Here is an 18,016-nt window from a genome sequence, read left to right on the forward strand (position 1 = left end):
CCGAACGCGGTTGCTCGGCATTCTCACTTATTTTCCAGGTCCAGGCCACAAGCGTCCGGCCCAGTCAGTCAGGCAGGCGGGCGCCCTTGAGCTTTTCCAATACAGTTAGTGGAGAGATCACCTTGGTAGAGTACGTAGTTTCCCTCGATAAGCTCGGCGTCCATGATGTGGAGCATGTGGGGGGCAAGAACGCATCCCTGGGCGAGATGATCAGTAACCTCGCAGGTGCCGGTGTCTCGGTGCCGGGCGGCTTTGCCACTACGGCTCAGGCGTACCGCGATTTTCTCGAGCAAAGTGGCCTCAACGACCGCATCCACGCCGCGCTCGATGCGCTGGACGTCGATGACGTCAACGCCCTGGCCAAGACCGGCGCGCAGATCCGCCAGTGGGTGATGGAAGCCGATTTCCCGGCGCGTCTGGACGCAGAAATCCGTACGGCCTTCGCCGAGATGGCCGGCGGCAACGACAACATGGCCGTGGCCGTGCGTTCCTCGGCCACCGCCGAGGACCTGCCGGATGCCTCCTTCGCCGGCCAGCAGGAGACCTTCCTCAACATCCGCGGCGTCGACAACGTGATCCGCGCGGCCAAGGAAGTGTTCGCCTCGCTGTTCAACGACCGCGCCATTTCCTACCGCGTGCACCAGGGCTTCGACCACAAGCTGGTGGCCCTGTCCGCGGGCGTGCAGCGCATGGTCCGCTCCGAGACCGGCACCGCCGGCGTGATGTTCACCCTCGACACCGAGTCGGGCTTCCGCGACGTGGTGTTCATCACCGGCGCCTACGGCCTGGGCGAAACCGTGGTACAGGGTGCGGTCAACCCGGACGAATTCTACGTGCACAAGCAGACCCTGCAGGCCGGCCGTCCGGCGATCCTGCGCCGCAACCTGGGCAGCAAGGCAATCAAGATGGTCTATGGCGACGAAGCCAAGGCCGGGCGCTCGGTCAAGACCGTCGAGGTCGAGCGTGCCGAGCGCGCGCGCTTCTGCCTGAGCGACGCCGAGGTCAACGAGCTGGCCAAGCAGGCGATGATCATCGAGCAGCACTACCAGCGCCCGATGGACATCGAATGGGCCAAGGACGGTGACGACGGCAAGCTGTACATCGTCCAGGCCCGTCCCGAGACCGTGAAGAGCCGTTCCAGCGCCAATGTCATGGAGCGCTACCTGCTGAAAGAGAAGGGCACCGTGCTGGTCGAGGGCCGCGCCATCGGCCAGCGCATCGGCGCCGGCAAGGTCCGCGTGATCAACGATGTCTCGGAAATGGACAAGGTCCAGCCGGGCGACGTGCTGGTTTCGGACATGACCGACCCGGACTGGGAACCGGTGATGAAGCGCGCCAGCGCCATCGTCACCAACCGCGGCGGGCGTACCTGCCACGCGGCGATCATCGCCCGTGAACTGGGCATTCCGGCCGTTGTCGGCTGCGGCAACGCCACCCAGGTCCTGAAAGACGGCCAGGGCGTCACCGTGTCCTGCGCCGAAGGCGACACCGGCTTCATCTTCGAAGGCGAGCTGGGCTTCGACGTCAAGCAGAACTCGGTCGATGCCATGCCGGAACTGCCGTTCAAGATCATGATGAACGTCGGCAACCCGGACCGCGCCTTCGACTTCGCCCAGCTGCCCAACGCCGGTGTCGGCCTTGCGCGCCTGGAGTTCATCATCAACCGCATGATCGGCGTGCACCCCAAGGCGCTGCTCAACTACGCCGGCCTGCCGCCGGAGCTGAAGGAAAGCGTCGACAAGCGCATCGCCGGCTACGACGACCCGGTCGGCTTCTATGTCGAGAAGCTGGTCGAGGGCATCAGCACCCTGGCTGCGGCCTTCTACCCGAAAAAGGTCATCGTGCGCCTGTCGGACTTCAAGTCCAACGAGTACGCCAACCTGATCGGCGGCAAACTCTACGAGCCGGAAGAAGAAAACCCGATGCTGGGCTTCCGCGGCGCCTCGCGCTACATCAGCGAGTCGTTCCGTGACTGCTTCGAGCTCGAGTGCCGTGCGCTGAAGCGCGTGCGCAACGAGATGGGCCTGACCAACGTCGAGATCATGGTGCCGTTCGTGCGCACCCTGGGCGAAGCCAGCCAGGTCGTCGACCTGCTTGCCGAGAACGGCCTGGCCCGCGGTGACAACGGCCTGCGCGTGATCATGATGTGCGAGCTGCCGTCCAACGCCATACTCGCCGAAGAGTTCCTCGAGTACTTCGACGGCTTCTCCATCGGCTCCAACGACCTGACCCAGTTGACCCTGGGCCTGGACCGCGACTCGGGCATCATCGCCCACCTGTTCGATGAACGTAACCCGGCCGTGAAGAAGCTGCTGGCCAACGCCATCGCCGCGTGCAACAAGGCCGGCAAGTACATCGGCATCTGCGGTCAAGGCCCGTCGGACCACCCGGACCTGGCCAAGTGGCTGATGGAGCAGGGCATCGAGAGCGTGTCGCTGAACCCGGACTCGGTGCTCGAGACCTGGTTCTTCCTGGCCGAGGGCCAGGGCGCGGCGTGATGCGCTGAAGGCAACACACTGTGGGAGCGGGCTTGGCCCGCGATAGCGCCAGATGGGACAGCAGTGTCTGCAGGTCTGGTTCAATCGCGGGGCAAGCCCGCTCCCACGTTCATATCCTCAGTTTGTTCGTGAACCCATGCAAAGCAGCTCCACCCAATTTCCCGTCGCGTTGCTCAGTGCCGAGCGCCGCGGCGACCTCAGCGAAGACGTCTACCGGATCAAGGCCGGCAACAGCCCCGATCCGAGCGTCGAGCTGGCCGTCACCCGCCTGGGCCTGGCCGATCAAGGCCACGCCCAGGGCGTGCCGGTCATTTTCCTGCACGGCAGTTTCTCCAACCGGCGCTTCTGGTATTCGCCCAAGGGCATCGGCCTGGGCGCCTACCTGGCCCGCGCCGGGTTCGATGTGTGGATCCCGGAGATGCGCGGCCACGGCCTGTCGCCGCGCAACCGCGATTGGCGACAGAACCGTGTGGCCGACTATGCGCGCTACGACCTGCCGGTGATCGGCGCTTTCGTTCGCGAGCAGGCCGGGCAGGCGCCGCACTGGGTCGGCCACTCGCTGGGCGGCACCACCCTGGCGGCGGCGCTGGGCAGCGGTTACCTGGACACCGCGCTGGTGGCCAGCGCGGCACTGTTCGGCACCCAGGTCAGCCGGGTCTACTGGCCGCTGAAAGTGCCGCCGGTGGAGTGGGGCGCGCGCGTGTTGCTCAAGCGCTTCGCGCAGATCTCGGGTTCGCGCCTCAAGCGTGGCCCGGAGGACGAACCCATCGGCCTGGCCCTGGAGAGCCTGCGCTGGAATGGCCTGTTCGGCCGCTTCGGCGACAAGGACAAGGACTGGTGGGCGGGGCTGGCCGAGATCGAGGTGCCGCTGCTGGCGGTGGCCGGGGCCGGTGACTTCCAGGACCCGGTGTGGGCCTGTCGCAAGCTGTTCGAGCAGTTCGGCGGTGACGCCAGGCAGTTCCTGCGGTTGGGGCGCGAGGAGGGCTTCGAGGCCTTCGGGCATGTCGACATGCTGGTCAGCAAGGCGGCGCAAACCCAGGTGTGGCCGCTGGTGGAGCGCTGGCTGAGGGATCCGCAGGTGCCGGTGCATGCCTCGACGGTGGTGATGGAGCCGGTGCCCGCCAGTTGATTCCGCGTGGGGTTCTTCGCGGGTAAACCCGCTCCCACAGGTGAGGTGCGAAACCCTGTGGGAGCGGGTTTACCCGCGAAGAGGCCGGAGCAGACAAAAGCAAACTGACTGCTCGGTCCCGGATGACTGCCGGCCTCCTGCGGTGTAGCCTTGCTCCACATCCGCTTTCGTTGTGACTGACAGGAGTTTCCCATGCAGCATTACGTAACGCCCGACCTGTGCGACGCCTACCCGGACCTGGTCCAGGTGCTCGAACCCATGTTCAGCAACTTCGGCGGCCACGACTCGTTCGGTGGCCAGATCGTCACCATCAAGTGCTTCGAGGACAATTCGCTGGTCAAGGAGCAGGTCGAGCTCGACGGCAAGGGCAAGGTTCTGGTGGTCGACGGCGGCGGCTCGCTGCGCCGCGCGCTGCTGGGCGACATGCTCGCCGAGAAAGCGGCGAAAAATGGCTGGGAAGGCCTGCTGATCTACGGCTGCGTGCGTGACGTGGACGTGCTGGCGCAGACCGATGTCGGCATCCAGGCCCTGGCCAGTCACCCGATGAAGACCGACAAGCGTGGCATCGGCGACCTCAATGTCGCGGTGACCTTCGCTGGCGTGACCTTCCGCCCGGGCGAGTATGTGTATGCCGACAACAACGGCGTGCTGGTCTCGCCGAGCCCGCTGAAGATGCCCGAGTGACGCGCCGTACACCGATGGAGCTTTGATGTTCGAGGAAGACAACGCGCAGTGGGGCCTGGTGCATGCCCTGGTGCTCGATGGCAAGGGTGGCGCGTGCTCGATCGCCCGCACCGAGCTGGACGACCTGCAGCTGCAGCCCCAGGAGAGCCTGTGGCTGCACTGGGACCGCAGTCACCCGCAGACCCGCACCTGGTTGCTCCACGACAGTGGCCTGAGCGAGTTCGCCTGCGAATTGCTGCTGGAGGAGAACACCCGCCCGCGCCTGCTGCCATTGGCCGACGAGCAGATGCTGCTGTTCCTGCGCGGGGTCAACCTCAACCCGGGCGCCGAGCCTGAGGACATGGTCTCGGTGCGTATCTTCGCCGAGGCGCGTCGGGTCATTTCCCTGCGTCTGCGGCCCCTTCGGGCGAGCGACGAGGTCCTGCAGAAACTGGACGAGGGCAGGGGGCCGAAGACCGCCTCCGAACTGCTGTTGCTGATGGGTGAACTGTTGACCGAAAAGGTCCAGGCGCTGGTCAGCGACCTGTCCGAAGCGGTCGATCTGGAAGAAGAAAAGGTAGAATCCGACGAACGGTATTCTCCGGCCCAGGGCAGCCTGCAGCAGATCCGGCGCCGCGCCGCCGGCCTGCGGCGTTTCCTCGCCCCCCAGCGCGACATCTATGCCCAGCTGTCGCGCAGCAAATACAGCTGGTTCGCCGATGCCGACGCCGACTACTGGAACGAGTTGAACAACAGCCTGATCCGCTACCTCGAAGAGCTCGAACTGGCCCGCGAGCGCGCCGCGCTGGTGCTGGAAAGCGAGGACCGGCGGCGCAGCGAGCGGATGAACCGGACCATGTACCGGTTCGGCATCATCACCTGCATTTTCCTGCCCATGAGCTTCATCACCGGGCTGCTGGGCATCAATGTCGGCGGTATTCCGGGCGCGGAAAACCCCTATGGCTTCCTGTTCGCCTGCATGGTCGTGCTGGGGCTGGCAGCAGGGCAGTGGTGGTTGTTCCGGCGGTTGCGGTGGGTGTGATGTATCTTGTCGCGGGGCAAGCCCGCTCCCACGCTCTCAGCGTGGTTCCGTGGGAGCGGGCTTGCCCCGCGATGGGCTCGCACACTCATTTTGAAACACTCGTCCCACATCCCTGTGTGACCCATTGCTCGGCGCCCTCGTCTTTGACTGACATTGCGCGAGGTGCCCATGCACGATCCGTTTGAAGAATCCCTGCGCGACCTGCTCAAGGCGTCGCCGTCCGGCCAGGACCGCGACGACGCCGCCTGCCTGGGTCGCGTGCTCAAGACCGCCAACCGCCAGGTCGGCGCGGGCGATCTGTTCAGCCTGCTTGGCCGCTGGAGCCAGGCGCTGCTGATCGCCGTGAACAATGGCTCGGCGCATGTCGCGCCGGTCCGTCGCAACTCTACCCGCAAACCTGCCGCCGGCAGCAACGCAGATAAGGCCGATTGAATATGGAACTCGATCTCTGGACCCAGAGCCTGGTCACCGCCATGACTGCCCTTTGGACCAAGGTGGCGAACTTCATCCCCAACCTGTTCGGCGCGCTGGTCGTGGTGCTGCTCGGTTTCGTCGTGGCCAAGCTGCTCGACACCCTGCTGTCCAAGGTGCTGGCCAAGTTCGGCCTGGATCGCCTGATGAGTGGCACCGGGCTGACCAAGATGCTCGCCCGGGTCGGCATCCAGGTGCCGATCTCGACCTTGATCGGCAAGATCGTCTACTGGTTCGTGCTGCTGATCTTCCTGGTCTCGGCCGCGGAATCCCTGGGGCTCGAGCGGGTCTCGGCGACCCTCGACATGCTCGCCCTGTACCTGCCCAAGGTGTTCGGCGCGGCCCTGGTGCTGCTGGCCGGCGTGCTCCTGGCGCAACTGGTCAACGGTCTGGTGCGCGGCGCCGCCGAGGGTATCGGCCTGGAGTACGCCGCCGGCGTCGGGCGCATCGCCCAGGGCCTGGTGATCATCATCAGCATCTCGGTGGCCATCAGCCAGCTCGAGGTCAAGACCGACCTGCTGAACCATGTGATCGTCATCGGGCTGATTACCGTTGGTCTGGCCGTTGCACTGGCGATGGGCCTGGGCAGCCGGGAAATCGCCGGGCAGATCCTGGCCGGCATCTATGTGCGCGAGTTGTATCAAGTCGGCCAGCAGGTGCGTATTGGCGAGGTCGAGGGGCACATCGAGGAAATCGGCACGGTCAAGACGACCCTGCTGACCGATGATGGCGAACTGGTGTCGTTGTCTAATCGCGAGCTGCTCGAGCAGCGCGTGAATAGCCGCTAACCGCACAAAAGCTGTTAATGTATGCCGCCGCAAAAATCGGCCCACGGGGCCGAGCGGCGACATTGACCTGACTGTCGGCCAGATCCGTTTTGAATAAAGTTCATTCGCCGCCCATGCGCTATGACCCCCGCGAGCTCACCGACGAGGAGTTGGTGGCGCGTTCGCATGAGGAGCTGTTTCACGTCACCCGCGCCTACGAGGAACTGATGCGCCGCTACCAGCGCACGCTGTTCAACGTCTGCGCGCGCTACCTGGGGAACGATCGGGATGCCGACGATGTCTGTCAGGAGGTGATGCTCAAGGTGCTGTACGGGTTGAAGAACTTCGAGGGCAAGTCCAAGTTCAAGACCTGGCTCTACAGCATCACCTACAACGAATGCATCACCCAGTACCGCAAGGAGCGTCGCAAGCGCCGGTTGATGGATGCCCTGAGCCTGGACCCTGTCGAAGAGGCGTCCGAGGACAAGGCACCGAAGCCGGAGGAGAAGGGCGGGCTGGACAAATGGCTGGTGCATGTGAACCCGATCGACCGGGAAATCCTGGTGCTGCGATTTGTCGCAGAGCTGGAATTCCAGGAGATCGCGGACATCATGCACATGGGCCTGAGCGCCACGAAAATGCGCTACAAGCGTGCGCTCGACAAGCTTAGAGAGAAATTTGCAGGCCTGGCTGAAACTTAGTGGCCAGCAAATACCTCTAACCAACCGGCAAGTTCTGCTAGACTTGCCGTCGAGTTGTCCCCCGGATGTTGGTGGGACTGCTTAACTATCACCAGATGGGGATTTAACGGATGAAATTGAAAAACACCTTGGGCTTGGCCATTGGCTCGCTCGTGGCCGCTACTTCGTTCGGCGTTCTGGCTCAAGGCCAAGGCGCTGTCGAAATCGAAGGCAACGTCACCAAGCAGTACTACGACAGCGAGCGTAACTTCAAGAACACCGGCACCAACCCTGGTGTCCGCCTCGGTTACTTCCTGACCGACGACGTGTCCCTGGACCTGGGCTACAACGAGACCCACAACGCTCGTGGTGAAGTCTTCAACAAAGACATCAAAGGCTCCAAGACCAAGCTGGACGCCACCTACCACTTCGGTACCGTCGGTGACGCCCTGCGTCCGTACGTTTCCGCTGGTTTCGCTCACGAAAGCCTGGGCCAGGCCACTCGTGGCGGCCGTGACCACTCCACCTTCGCCAACGTTGGCGCTGGCGCCAAGTGGTACATCACCGACATGTTCTTCGCCCGTGCCGGCGTCGAAGCCATGTACAACATCGACAACGGCAACACCGAGTGGGGTCCGACCGTTGGTCTGGGTCTGAACTTCGGTGGCAGCGGTGGCCAGAAAGCCGCTCCTGCGCCAGCTCCAGTTGCCGAAGTCTGCTCCGACAGCGACAACGATGGCGTCTGCGACAACGTCGACAAGTGCCCTGACACCCCAGCCAACGTTACCGTTGACGCTGATGGCTGCCCGGCTGTTGCCGAAGTCGTTCGCGTTGAGCTGGACGTCAAGTTCGACTTCGACAAGTCGGTCGTCAAGCCTAACAGCTACGGCGACATCAAGAACCTGGCTGACTTCATGAAGCAGTACCCACAGACCACCACCACCGTGGAAGGTCACACTGACTCCGTCGGTCCAGACGCTTACAACCAGAAGCTGTCCGAGCGTCGCGCCAGCGCTGTCAAGCAAGTCCTGACCCAGCAGTACGGCATCGAATCGAGCCGTGTTGACTCGGTTGGCTACGGTGAGACCCGTCCGGTCGCCGACAACGCCACCGATGCTGGCCGCGCCGTCAACCGTCGCGTAGAAGCTCAGGTAGAAGCCCAGGCCAAGTAATTGGTTTGACGCTTCACGAAAAACCCGGCCTCGGCCGGGTTTTTCTTTGCCCGAGATTTTTCGAGATACACCTGGTCCCCCCCTTTGTAGGAGCGGCCTCGTGCCGCGAAAGGGGTGCGCAGCGCCCCCAGGATTTCAGCATCACGCGGATTGCCGGGGCTGCTACGCAGCCCTTTCGCGGCACAAGGCCGCTCCTACACGAACTGTGGTGCGCCTGCGCGCTTAGCGTTTGAGCAGCACCAGCAACAACACCAGGTTCAACAGCAGCGACAGCAACCCAATCGTGCGCCACACCTTCAACGGCTCGCGCTCCAGCAGCGGCCGTGGCCGCTCGGCCAGCTCCTGGCGATCTCCCCGTTCCAGCAACAGCAACCACTGCTCGGCGGTCTCGAAGCGCTGCGCCGGGTCTGCCGCCACCGCCTGTAACAGGTTGCGCTGCAACCACTCCGGCAAATCCGGCCGATAACGCGCCGGGTTCACTGGCGTGCCGAAGCGTGGGCGCTGGAACGCTTCGACCTCGCCGTAGGGGTAGTGCCCGGTGAGCAGATGATAAAGCGTCACGCCCACGGCATAGAGGTCCTGGCGCGGTGCGGGGGGCAGGCCGTCGAAGGCTTCAGGGGCGAGGAACGAAGGCGTGCCCGGCAGGGCATGGGGCGGGTCCTCGGAAAGCCCCGGGCAGTACGCCAGCCCGAAGTCCAGCAGACGCAGCTGGCCATCGCTGCCATGGTGCAGGTTGTCCGGCTTGATGTCGCGGTGCAGCAGGTTGCGCCGATGCAGTACGCCCACCGCTTGCAACAGCTGGCGGGCGACCTCCAGCCATTGCGCCAGCGGTAGTGGGGGTTGTCCGGCCAGGGTCGTGCCCGGGTACTCGCGCATCAGGTAGTACAGGTGCTGGCGTTGGCTGGCCGGGTGCACTTCAGGGAAGTGGCGGCCGGCGACCCGGCGCAGGAACCACTCCTCCAGCAGCAGGGCCTGGGCGGCCCCGGGCTCCTGGTCGCGAGACTGCGGCAGGGTCTTTAGCAGCCAGGGCTGGCCGTGCGGGTCGCGGACCCGGTACAGCAGCGATTGCCGGCTCTGGGTCAGCAAGCCGTCGACCTGCCAGCCATCGATCGACTGACCGTCACGCAGCGCGCCTGGCAGCGGCCACTGCTGGAGTTGCGCCAGGGTGTCGCCCAGGTTGCTGGCGCCCAGTTGATCCACTCGCACCAGCAAGGCGCTGGCGTTGTCCTGGCTGCCGCGATGGTGGGCGCTGGCCACCAGGGTGTCGGCGGCCACCTGCAGGTCGGGTTGTTCGCGCAGGATCGACTGGATATGCGCATCGCTCAGGCTGGCCCATATGCCGTCGCTGAGCAGCACGAAGCACTCGCCCTCGCGCAGGTCGCCCTCCAGGTAGTCCACCAGCAGTTGCTGGTCCAGCCCCAGCGCGCGCTTGAGCACATGCTGCATGCCGGGCTGGTCCCAGACATGGTCTTCGCTCAGGCAGTGCAGCTGGTCGGCCTGCCAGCGGTACACCCGACAATCGCCGACATGGGCCAGGGTGAAACGTCGCCCGCGCAGCACCAGGGCGCTGAGGGTGGTCAGCAGCGGCTGGCCATTGCCTTGGGCGCGCAGCCAGCGATTCTGTGCCGTGAGCAGGCGGTCCAGGGCCTGGGCAGCGCTCCAGGTGGCGGGCGTGGCGTAATAGTCCAGGGCCAGGGCCTGCAGGCTGGCGCGCGCCGCCAGGCCGCCATCGGCGCACTGGCTGACGCCGTCTGCCAGCGCGCACAGGTAACCCTTGCTGGCGGCCAGCTCCGGTACGGGTGTTACCAGGCGCAGGGCGTCCTGGTTTTCCGGACGCGGCCCGGTGGCGCTGGCCTGGGCAAAGCTCAGTTGCAGGCTCATGGCGCGGCCTCAGACCCGCGCCGCCGTCACTGCCGCCGAGCCCCAGGTGGTGCGCCAGCGTTGCTTGACCCCGAGCAGACCGAACCAGGCCAGCAGGCCGAGGCTGGCGAACAGCCACAGGCCGAGCTGGTAGTCGCCGGTATGCTGCTTGATGGTGCCCAGGCCTGCGGCAAGCAGGAAGCCGCCGATGCCACCGGCCATGCCGATCAGCCCGGTCATCACACCGATCTCCTGGCGAAAACGCTGTGGCACCAGCTGGAACACTGCGCCATTGCCGGCGCCCAATCCGAGCATGGCGCTGACGAACAGCGCCAGGGCCGCCGCCGCGCTGGGCAGGTTGAAGCCCACTGCGGCGATGCATACGGCGGCCACGCCGTACATCGCCAGCAGGGTGCGGATCCCGCCGAAGCGATCGGCCAGAGCACCGCCGAGTGGGCGCATCAGGCTGCCAGCGAACACGCAGGCGGCGGTGTAGTAGCCGGCGGTCACCGGGCTCAGCCCGTACTGGTCGCTGAAGTAGCCGGGCAGGGCACTGGCCAGGCCGATGAAGCCGCCGAAGGTCACGCTGTAGAAGAACATGAACCACCAGCTGTCGCGATCTCCCAGGGCCTTCAGGTAGTCGGCCATGGCCTTGGGCTTAGGCCGTTGCGGGGCATTGCGCGCCAGCAGGGCGAACAGCACAAGGGTCAGCAGCAAGGGCAGCACGGCGAAGCCGAACACATTGTTCCAGCCGAAGCCCGCGGCCAGCGCCGGGGCCAGCAGCGCGGCGAACACCGTGCCGGAGTTGCCGGCGCCGGCGATGCCCATGGCCTTGCCCTGGTGCTGGGGTGGATACCACTGCGAGGCCAGGGGCAGGGACACGGCGAACGAGGCCCCAGCGAAGCCGAGGAACACACCCAGCAGCAACGCCTGCTCATAGCTGCGCACCCCCAGGTGCCAGGCGCAGGCCAGGGCGACGATCACGATGACCTGGCCGATCAGCCCGGCGGTCTTGGGTGACAGGCGATCGACCAGCAGGCCCATGGCGAAGCGCAGTACCGCGCCGGCCAGGATCGGCGTGGCCACCATCAGGCCCCGTTGTTGTGCGCTCAGTTGCAGGTCGGCGGCGATCTGCACCGCCAGGGGGCCGAGCAGGTACCAGACCATGAAGCTCAGGTCGAAATACAGGAAGGCGGCGAACAGCGTGGGCACATGCCCGGATTTCCAGAAGCTCGTATTCATCGAACACCTCGTTGGGCGCGGAAACGAAAAGACGCCGCTACCCGGTCCATGGCTGTGGAGGGGCGAGCGACGTCTTTGTCAGGGTATGGGGGCAACCGCCGTTGGCTACCGGGGTTTTCAGAGCAAGAGGCGGGCCAATATCCAGTCTCGCGCGAACCCTGTAGGAGCGGCCTTGTGCCGCGAAAGGGCCGCAAAGCGGCCCCAGCGATCTTTATGTAAACCCTGAAATCTTGGGGCCGCTGCGCGCCCCTATCGCGGCACAAGGCCGCTCCTACAGAGGGGCGTAACGTCGGTACGGATGGCGCTACCCCAGCATCTGCGACATGGCAATGATCTGTTCCGCCACCTGGATCAGCTTCTGCTGGCGGCTCATGGCCTGGCGGCGCATCAGGGTGTAGGCCTGTTCCTCGTTGCAGTCCTTCATCTTCATCAGCAGGCCCTTGGCCTGCTCGATGAGCTTGCGCTCGGCCAACTGCTGGTCGCGGGCCAGCAGTTGAGCCTTGAGCGCCTGGTCGCTTTCGAAGCGGGCCATGGCCACATCAAGGATCGGTTGCAGCCGCGTGGTCTGGATACCCTCGACGATGTAGGCGCTGACCCCGGCCTGGATCGCCTGGCGCATCACACCGGGGTCATGCTCGTCGGTGAACAGCACGATGGGACGCGGGCGGTCGCGGCTGACCAGCACCACCTGTTCCATCACGTCCCGGCCTGGTGACTCGGTATCGATCAGCACCACGTCCGGGTGCACCGTTTCGACACACGCGGGCAGGTCGATGCTCAGGCTGCTGGCCTCGATCACCTCGAAGCCGGCCTCGATCAGGGCGGCCTTGAGGCGGCCGACTTTTTTTTCCGTGTCGTCGATCAGCAGGATACGCAACATGGCTGGACCCTCAGCGATGGGCGCGGGCGTCAGGCGCCGCGTCCAGGGCGTGCAGTGCGAAGCTGCGCGCATAGCCATGGGGGTCGCTGCCGTCCCAGCGGCTGCCGTCGATCAGCAGGCTGCTGCGCATGGGCGGGTCGGCACAAGGTACGCCCAACGCCGTGGCGGCTTCGCGGTACAGCGTCAGCTGCTGCACCTGGCTGGCGACCGCCAGGTAGTCCGGGTCGTCACGCAGCAGGCCCCAGCGGCGGAACTGGGTCATGAACCACATGCCATCGGACAGGTACGGCAGGTTGGCCCGACCCTGGTCGAACAGGCGCAGGCCGTGGGGATCGTGCCAGCGATGGCCCAGGCCATCCTGGTAGTCGCCGATCAGGCGCGGCTCGATGCTGCCGACCGGGGAGCCCAGGTAGGCGCTGCCGCTGAGCAGTTGCGCCGTGCCACGGCGATTCTCCTGGCTCTGCTCGATGAAGCGTGCGGCGGCGAGTACCGACTTGATTAGCGCCCGGGTGCTGTTGGGGTACTGTTCGACGAAGCCGCGGGCACTGGCCAGGACCTTTTCCGGATGGTCGGGCCAGATCGACTGGCTGGTGGCCAGGGTGAAGCCCTGCCCCTTGGCGACGGCGTCCGCCGACCAGGGTTCGCCGACACAGAAGCCGTCGATGCGCCCGGCCTGCAGGTGGGCGGCCATCTGCGCAGGGGGCACCACCACGCTGGTCACATCGCGCAGCGGGTGGATACCCTGGCTGGCCAGCCAGTAGTAAAGCCAGAGGGCATGGGTACCGGTCGGAAAGGTCTGGGCGAACGTCAGTTGTGCGCCCTGTTGGTGCACCAGCCGCGCCAGTGCCTCGGGGCTGGTCACGCCCTTGCGCTGCAGCGCGGGGGAGAGATTGATGGCCTGGGCGTTCTGGTTAAGGCCCATGAGCACGGCCAAGGGGCTGGCGGGCACGCCGCCGATGCCCAGGTGCACCGCGTACACCAGGCCATAGAGGCAGTGGGCGGCGTCCAGCTCGCCGCTGACCAGCTTGTCGCGCAGCCCGGCCCAGGACGCCTGGCGGCGCAGGTTGAGGGTCAGGCCGAACTGCTGGGCGAAGCCCTGGGTGGCGGCGACCACCACCGAGGCGCAGTCGGTCAGGGCCATGAAACCGATGTCCAGGCTGGGCTTTTCCGGCGCGTCGCTGCCGTTGACCCAGGCCAGGGGCGTTGTCGGGAGGGCTGTGTTCACGAGAATCCTCAGGCGTTCGCGATTGACTGCATGCAACGGACTTAGCAACCCATGTGCCATTGCCCTGTCGCCCCGGCGGCGCGCTGGCTATAATCGCCCCCTCACACACCGCGAGTCCGCCCACCCATGTATACCCTGGCCCGCCAGTTGCTGTTCAAGCTCTCCCCGGAAACCTCCCACGACCTCTCGCTGGACCTGATCGGCGCCGGTGGCCGTCTCGGGCTCAACGGCCTGCTGTGCAAGCAGCCGGCGGCGTTGCCAGTGACAGTGATGGGCTTGAACTTCGCCAACCCGGTCGGCCTGGCCGCCGGCCTGGACAAGAACGGCGCGGCCATCGATGGCTTTGCCCAACTGGGCTTCGGCTTTGTCGAGATCGGCACCGTGACGCCGCGCCCGCAGCCGGGCAACCCCAAGCCGCGGCTGTTTCGCTTGCCGGAGGCCACGGCCATCATCAACCGCATGGGCTTCAACAACCTGGGCGTCGACCACCTGCTGGCGCGGGTGCGTGCCGCGAAGTACACCGGCGTGTTGGGTATCAACATCGGCAAAAACTTCGACACCCCGGTCGAGCGGGCCCAGGACGACTACCTGATCTGCCTGGAGAAGGTCTACAACGACGCCAGCTACATCACCGTCAACGTCAGCTCGCCGAATACCCCCGGCCTGCGTTCGCTGCAGTTCGGCGATTCGCTCAAGCAACTGCTCGATGCCCTGGCCGAGCGCCGTGAGCAATTGGCGCAGGCAAACGGCAAGCGCGTACCGCTGGCGATCAAGATCGCGCCGGACATGAGTGACGAGGAGACCGCCCTGGTGGCGGCGGCGTTGGTCGAATCGGGGATGGATGCGGTGATCGCCACCAACACCACCCTGGGGCGCGAGGGCGTCGAAGGCCTGCCGTTCGGTGGCGAGGCTGGTGGTTTGTCGGGTGCGCCGGTGCTGGAAAAGAGCACTCACACGGTGAAAGTGCTCGCTGGTGAGCTGGGTGGCAAGCTGCCGATCATTGCGGCGGGCGGGATCACCGAGGGGCGTCATGCGGCCGAGAAGATCGCCGCAGGGGCGAGCCTGGTGCAGATCTATTCGGGCTTCATCTATAAAGGCCCGTCGCTGATTCGTGAAGCAGTGGATGCCATTGCCGCGATGCCGAAAGCATGAAATGAACCGGTAGCCGTGGGGGCGGGCTTGTCCCGCGATGGCGCCAGGACAAGTTGCCTGGGCGGACGCCATCGCGGGGCAAGCCCGCTCCCACGTTGCCCGCCGGATAGGATGAAAAAAAGGGCATAAAAAAGGGCCCCTTCAAAGGGGCCCCTGGGCCGCAGCCCGCCGCCCGGATAGGGCGCGCATGGTGACTCGAATTCAGTGTCCTCGTTCAGCCAAGTGCGTGGTTCTCGTTTCGGGTAGAAATGCCAGCGATGCCGGTCTCTGCATTCCAGTATGCTTCACGGCCGTTGCGCCAACCGTTCATCCAGTTTTGATGGCCAGCTGTACCTTCCTGTTTTGGGCACAGTTCTCGGGATTTACCTTGTATGCCGTAAAGAAAACCGCGTGCTTTTTCTTTCTCCTCGGAACTACGTTTCATTCTTTTTCCACTCATAAGGTATTGCCCTCACTTGTTGACTGAAATGTCCCGTCGGCCTCTCCGAGGCCGGGCAGAATCGTTCTGCCGAAGTGCACCCGCTGCTGGCGTGGCGGGTTGAAAGTGCCGCCCCGTTGCGGTGCGACCTGAGATCAGTTCTAACGAATGCAGGTCACAGTGTGAATGATCGATTTGTCATAAGGACGTAACCTTTCCGAAGGTGAGGGGATAAGTAAATAAATGCGACTCAACCTTGTTTGCCGTTGAGCCCGCTATGATCAGGGTTTACCCAACCTTGACGTCAATTGGCCAGCGTTGCTGGATGATGACAGTAATATTTGGTAATGCGACGAAGGGTCACATCTGAGCCCGACGTCCACGCAATTTTCATACTGCCCGACGATCAAAGCCTCTTTCGCCACCCGGCAAAGGCATGATCGACCGGGCGGCCAGGCCTGGCGAGCGTTTCGTCGGGCCACCCGGACGCCTGCTGGAAAGGCGTGCGGGCTAACAGCGGCAGCCGATGCGTCGGCTCGCCATCTACCTAGCCAAAGGCTCTGGATTGCACATGTCGGACCGTTTCGAACTTTACCTTACCTGCCCCAAGGGTCTTGAAGGCCTGCTCGCCGAGGAAGCCCGTCAACTGGGCCTGAACGAGGTGCGTGAGCACACCTCGGCCATTCGCGGCGACGCCGACATGGAAACCGCCTATCGCCTGTGCCTCTGGTCGCGCCTGGCTAACCGCGTGCTGCTGGTGCTCAAGCGCTTCTCGATGAAGAACGCCGACGACCTGTACGACGGCGTGAATGCCGTCGACTGGGCCGACCACCTGGCGGCTGATGGCACCTTGGCGGTGGAGTTCAGCGGCCATGGCTCAGGCATCGACAACACCCACTTCGGCGCGCTCAAGGTCAAGGATGCGATCGTCGACAAGCTGCGCAACCGCGAAGGCCTGCGCCCGTCGGTGGAGAAGGTCGACCCGGATGTGCGCGTGCACCTGCGCCTGGACCGTGGCGAGGCGATCCTTTCCCTCGACCTGTCCGGCCACAGCCTGCACCAGCGTGGCTATCGCTTGCAGCAGGGTGCTGCGCCCCTGAAGGAGAACCTGGCGGCGGCGGTGCTGATCCGCGCCGGCTGGCCACGTATCGCGGCCGAGGGCGGCGCCCTGGCCGACCCGATGTGCGGCGTGGGCACCTTCCTGGTCGAGGCGGCGATGATCGCCGCCGATATCGCTCCCAACCTCAAGCGCGAGCGCTGGGGCTTCAGCGCCTGGCTCGGCCATGTGCCGGCGCTGTGGCGCAAGGTCCACGACGAGGCCCAGGCCCGTGCTCAAGCCGGCCTGGCCAAGCCGCCGCTGTGGATCCGCGGCTATGAGGCCGACCCACGGTTGATCCAGCCGGGGCGCAACAACGTTGAGCGCGCGGGCCTGGGCGACTGGGTGAAGATCTACCAGGGCGAGGTGGCCAGTTTCGAGCCGCGTCCGGACCAGAACCAGAAAGGCCTGGTGATCAGCAACCCGCCCTACGGCGAGCGCCTGGGCGACGAAGCCAGCCTGCTGTACCTCTACCAGAACCTCGGCGAGCGCCTGCGCCAGGCCTGCATGGGCTGGGAAGCGGCGGTGTTCACCGGCGCGCCGGAGCTGGGCAAGCGCATGGGCATCCGCAGCCACAAGCAATACGCCTTCTGGAACGGCGCGTTGCCGTGCAAGCTGTTGCTGTTCAAGGTCCAGCCCGACCAGTTCGTCACCGGTGATCGTCGTTCGGCCCAGGCCGAGGCGGCTGAGGGCGAGCCTCGTCGCCAGGCCCCGGTGGCCAGCGAGCCGGCGCGCCTGTCGGAAGGCGCGCAGATGTTCGCCAACCGGCTGCAGAAGAACTTCAAGCAGCTGGGCAAGTGGGCCCGCCGCGAGAAGGTCGATTGCTACCGTGTGTACGATGCCGACATGCCCGAGTACGCCCTGGCAGTGGACCTGTACCACGACTGGGTGCACGTGCAGGAGTACGCCGCGCCGCGTTCGATTGATCCGGACAAGGCCCAGGCGCGCCTGCTCGACGCGCTGAGCGCGATTCCCCAGGCCCTCGGTGTCGATCCGCAGCGTGTGGTGCTCAAGCGCCGGGAGCGCCAGAGCGGCACCCGCCAGTACGAGCGCCAGGCCACCGAAGGGCGCTTCCAGGAGGTCAACGAAGGCGGCGTCAAGCTGCTGGTCAACCTCACCGACTACCTGGATACCGGGCTGTTCCTCGATCACCGGCCGATGCGCATGCGCATCCAGCGCGAGGCGGCGGGCAAGCGCGTCCTCAACCTGTTCTGCTACACCGCCACGGCCACCGTGCACGCAGCCAAGGGCGGCGCGCGCAGCACCACCAGCGTGGACCTGTCGAAGACCTACCTGGACTGGGCCCGGCGCAACCTGTCGCTCAACGGTTTCTCCGAGCGCAACCGCCTGGAGCAGGGCGATGTCATGGCCTGGCTGGAGAACGCCCAGGACAGCTACGACCTGATCTTCATCGACCCGCCGACCTTCTCCAACTCCAAGCGCATGGAAGGGGTATTCGACGTGCAGCGCGACCATGTGCAACTGCTCGACCTGGCCATGGCGCGCCTGGCCCCGGGGGGTGTGCTGTACTTCTCCAACAACTTCCGCAAGTTCCAGCTCGACGAGCATTTGGCCGCGCGCTACGTAGTGGAGGAGATCAGTGCCCAGACCCTGGACCCGGACTTCGCCCGCAACAATCGTATCCACCGCGCCTGGCAGCTGCGTCTGCGCTGAGCCGACGAGGTACGTGGCACGCCTGCTGGCCAGTGGCTATAACTCAG

The 18,016-nt window shown here is 65.2% G+C and carries 15 protein-coding genes; 10 read left to right on the forward strand and 5 right to left on the reverse strand.

Annotated features, from left to right (window positions below; translation table 11 throughout):
- Positions 1-122: 122 nt before the first annotated feature.
- From ppsA to LU671_RS14600, 8 genes are all read left to right on the forward strand, one after another.
- Positions 123-2,498: a phosphoenolpyruvate synthase gene (gene ppsA, locus LU671_RS14565; protein ID WP_232856024.1), complete on the forward strand. Its 2,376-nt coding sequence runs from the start codon at positions 123-125 to the stop codon at positions 2,496-2,498.
- A 136-nt stretch (positions 2,499-2,634) separates the two neighbouring features.
- Positions 2,635-3,627, forward strand: a complete 993-nt coding sequence (locus LU671_RS14570; protein WP_232856025.1) for an alpha/beta fold hydrolase — start codon at positions 2,635-2,637, stop codon at positions 3,625-3,627.
- A 192-nt stretch (positions 3,628-3,819) separates the two neighbouring features.
- On the forward strand, positions 3,820-4,311 hold the full coding sequence (rraA, locus tag LU671_RS14575; protein WP_023630330.1) for a ribonuclease E activity regulator RraA: 492 nt from the start codon (positions 3,820-3,822) through the stop codon (positions 4,309-4,311).
- A gap of 25 nt (positions 4,312-4,336) precedes the next feature.
- On the forward strand, positions 4,337-5,332 hold the full coding sequence (locus LU671_RS14580) for a zinc transporter ZntB (RefSeq protein WP_232856026.1): 996 nt from the start codon (positions 4,337-4,339) through the stop codon (positions 5,330-5,332).
- Positions 5,333-5,500: 168 nt separating this feature from the next.
- A complete protein-coding gene (locus tag LU671_RS14585) occupies positions 5,501-5,764 on the forward strand; it encodes a hypothetical protein (RefSeq protein WP_028692938.1) in 264 nt (87 codons plus the stop codon).
- Between the two features lie 2 nt (positions 5,765-5,766).
- Positions 5,767-6,591, forward strand: a complete 825-nt coding sequence (locus tag LU671_RS14590) for a mechanosensitive ion channel family protein (RefSeq protein ID WP_110739094.1) — start codon at positions 5,767-5,769, stop codon at positions 6,589-6,591.
- A gap of 113 nt (positions 6,592-6,704) precedes the next feature.
- Positions 6,705-7,271 (forward strand): RNA polymerase sigma factor SigX, encoded by a 567-nt coding sequence (sigX, locus tag LU671_RS14595; RefSeq protein WP_050704759.1) that lies wholly within the window; start codon positions 6,705-6,707, stop codon positions 7,269-7,271.
- 110 nt (positions 7,272-7,381) lie between these two features.
- A complete protein-coding gene (locus tag LU671_RS14600; protein ID WP_203647486.1) occupies positions 7,382-8,422 on the forward strand; it encodes an OmpA family protein in 1,041 nt (346 codons plus the stop codon).
- Between the two features lie 222 nt (positions 8,423-8,644).
- Here LU671_RS14600 and LU671_RS14605 read toward each other — a convergent pair whose 3' ends face one another.
- From LU671_RS14605 to LU671_RS14620, 4 genes are all read right to left on the reverse strand, one after another.
- Entirely contained in the window at positions 8,645-10,303 is a 1,659-nt protein-coding gene (locus LU671_RS14605) for a bifunctional protein-serine/threonine kinase/phosphatase (protein WP_232856027.1), read from the reverse strand.
- A gap of 9 nt (positions 10,304-10,312) precedes the next feature.
- Positions 10,313-11,524, reverse strand: a complete 1,212-nt coding sequence (locus LU671_RS14610) for a nitrate/nitrite transporter (protein ID WP_232856028.1) — start codon at positions 11,522-11,524, stop codon at positions 10,313-10,315.
- A 304-nt stretch (positions 11,525-11,828) separates the two neighbouring features.
- Positions 11,829-12,404, reverse strand: coding sequence for an ANTAR domain-containing response regulator (locus LU671_RS14615; protein WP_203647484.1), 576 nt, complete (start codon positions 12,402-12,404; stop codon positions 11,829-11,831).
- A 10-nt stretch (positions 12,405-12,414) separates the two neighbouring features.
- On the reverse strand, positions 12,415-13,629 hold the full coding sequence (locus LU671_RS14620; protein ID WP_232856029.1) for a CmpA/NrtA family ABC transporter substrate-binding protein: 1,215 nt from the start codon (positions 13,627-13,629) through the stop codon (positions 12,415-12,417).
- A gap of 126 nt (positions 13,630-13,755) precedes the next feature.
- On the opposite strand from LU671_RS14620, the gene LU671_RS14625 reads away from it, so the two are divergent.
- Positions 13,756-14,781 (forward strand): quinone-dependent dihydroorotate dehydrogenase, encoded by a 1,026-nt coding sequence (locus LU671_RS14625; RefSeq protein WP_203647482.1) that lies wholly within the window; start codon positions 13,756-13,758, stop codon positions 14,779-14,781.
- Positions 14,782-14,995: 214 nt separating this feature from the next.
- On the opposite strand, the gene rmf is transcribed toward LU671_RS14625, so the two are convergent.
- A complete protein-coding gene (gene rmf / locus LU671_RS14630) occupies positions 14,996-15,205 on the reverse strand; it encodes a ribosome modulation factor (protein WP_232856030.1) in 210 nt (69 codons plus the stop codon).
- Between the two features lie 565 nt (positions 15,206-15,770).
- Here rmf and rlmKL point away from each other — a divergent pair.
- Entirely contained in the window at positions 15,771-17,969 is a 2,199-nt protein-coding gene (gene rlmKL, locus LU671_RS14635) for a bifunctional 23S rRNA (guanine(2069)-N(7))-methyltransferase RlmK/23S rRNA (guanine(2445)-N(2))-methyltransferase RlmL (protein ID WP_203647480.1), read from the forward strand.
- Positions 17,970-18,016 lie beyond the last annotated feature (47 nt).

It is taken from the genome of Pseudomonas sp. NMI760_13 (assembly GCF_021283245.1).
GTDB lineage: Bacteria > Pseudomonadota > Gammaproteobacteria > Pseudomonadales > Pseudomonadaceae > Aquipseudomonas > Aquipseudomonas peradeniyensis.

Excerpts from the sequence above, each read along its gene's own strand:
- LU671_RS14625 (WP_203647482.1), top strand. The coding sequence starts at position 13,756 with ATGTATACCCTGGCCCGCCAGTTGCTGTTCAAGCTCTCCCCGGAAACC.
- LU671_RS14590 (WP_110739094.1), top strand. The coding sequence starts at position 5,767 with ATGGAACTCGATCTCTGGACCCAGAGCCTGGTCACCGCCATGACTGCC.
- rraA (WP_023630330.1), top strand. The coding sequence starts at position 3,820 with ATGCAGCATTACGTAACGCCCGACCTGTGCGACGCCTACCCGGACCTG.
- rmf (WP_232856030.1), bottom strand. The coding sequence starts at position 15,205 with ATGAAACGTAGTTCCGAGGAGAAAGAAAAAGCACGCGGTTTTCTTTAC.
- LU671_RS14600 (WP_203647486.1), top strand. The coding sequence starts at position 7,382 with ATGAAATTGAAAAACACCTTGGGCTTGGCCATTGGCTCGCTCGTGGCC.
- LU671_RS14580 (WP_232856026.1), top strand. The coding sequence starts at position 4,337 with ATGTTCGAGGAAGACAACGCGCAGTGGGGCCTGGTGCATGCCCTGGTG.
- sigX (WP_050704759.1), top strand. The coding sequence starts at position 6,705 with ATGCGCTATGACCCCCGCGAGCTCACCGACGAGGAGTTGGTGGCGCGT.
- LU671_RS14605 (WP_232856027.1), bottom strand. The coding sequence starts at position 10,303 with ATGAGCCTGCAACTGAGCTTTGCCCAGGCCAGCGCCACCGGGCCGCGT.
- rlmKL (WP_203647480.1), top strand. The coding sequence starts at position 15,771 with ATGTCGGACCGTTTCGAACTTTACCTTACCTGCCCCAAGGGTCTTGAA.
- LU671_RS14615 (WP_203647484.1), bottom strand. The coding sequence starts at position 12,404 with ATGTTGCGTATCCTGCTGATCGACGACACGGAAAAAAAAGTCGGCCGC.
- LU671_RS14610 (WP_232856028.1), bottom strand. The coding sequence starts at position 11,524 with ATGAATACGAGCTTCTGGAAATCCGGGCATGTGCCCACGCTGTTCGCC.
- LU671_RS14585 (WP_028692938.1), top strand. The coding sequence starts at position 5,501 with ATGCACGATCCGTTTGAAGAATCCCTGCGCGACCTGCTCAAGGCGTCG.
- LU671_RS14570 (WP_232856025.1), top strand. The coding sequence starts at position 2,635 with ATGCAAAGCAGCTCCACCCAATTTCCCGTCGCGTTGCTCAGTGCCGAG.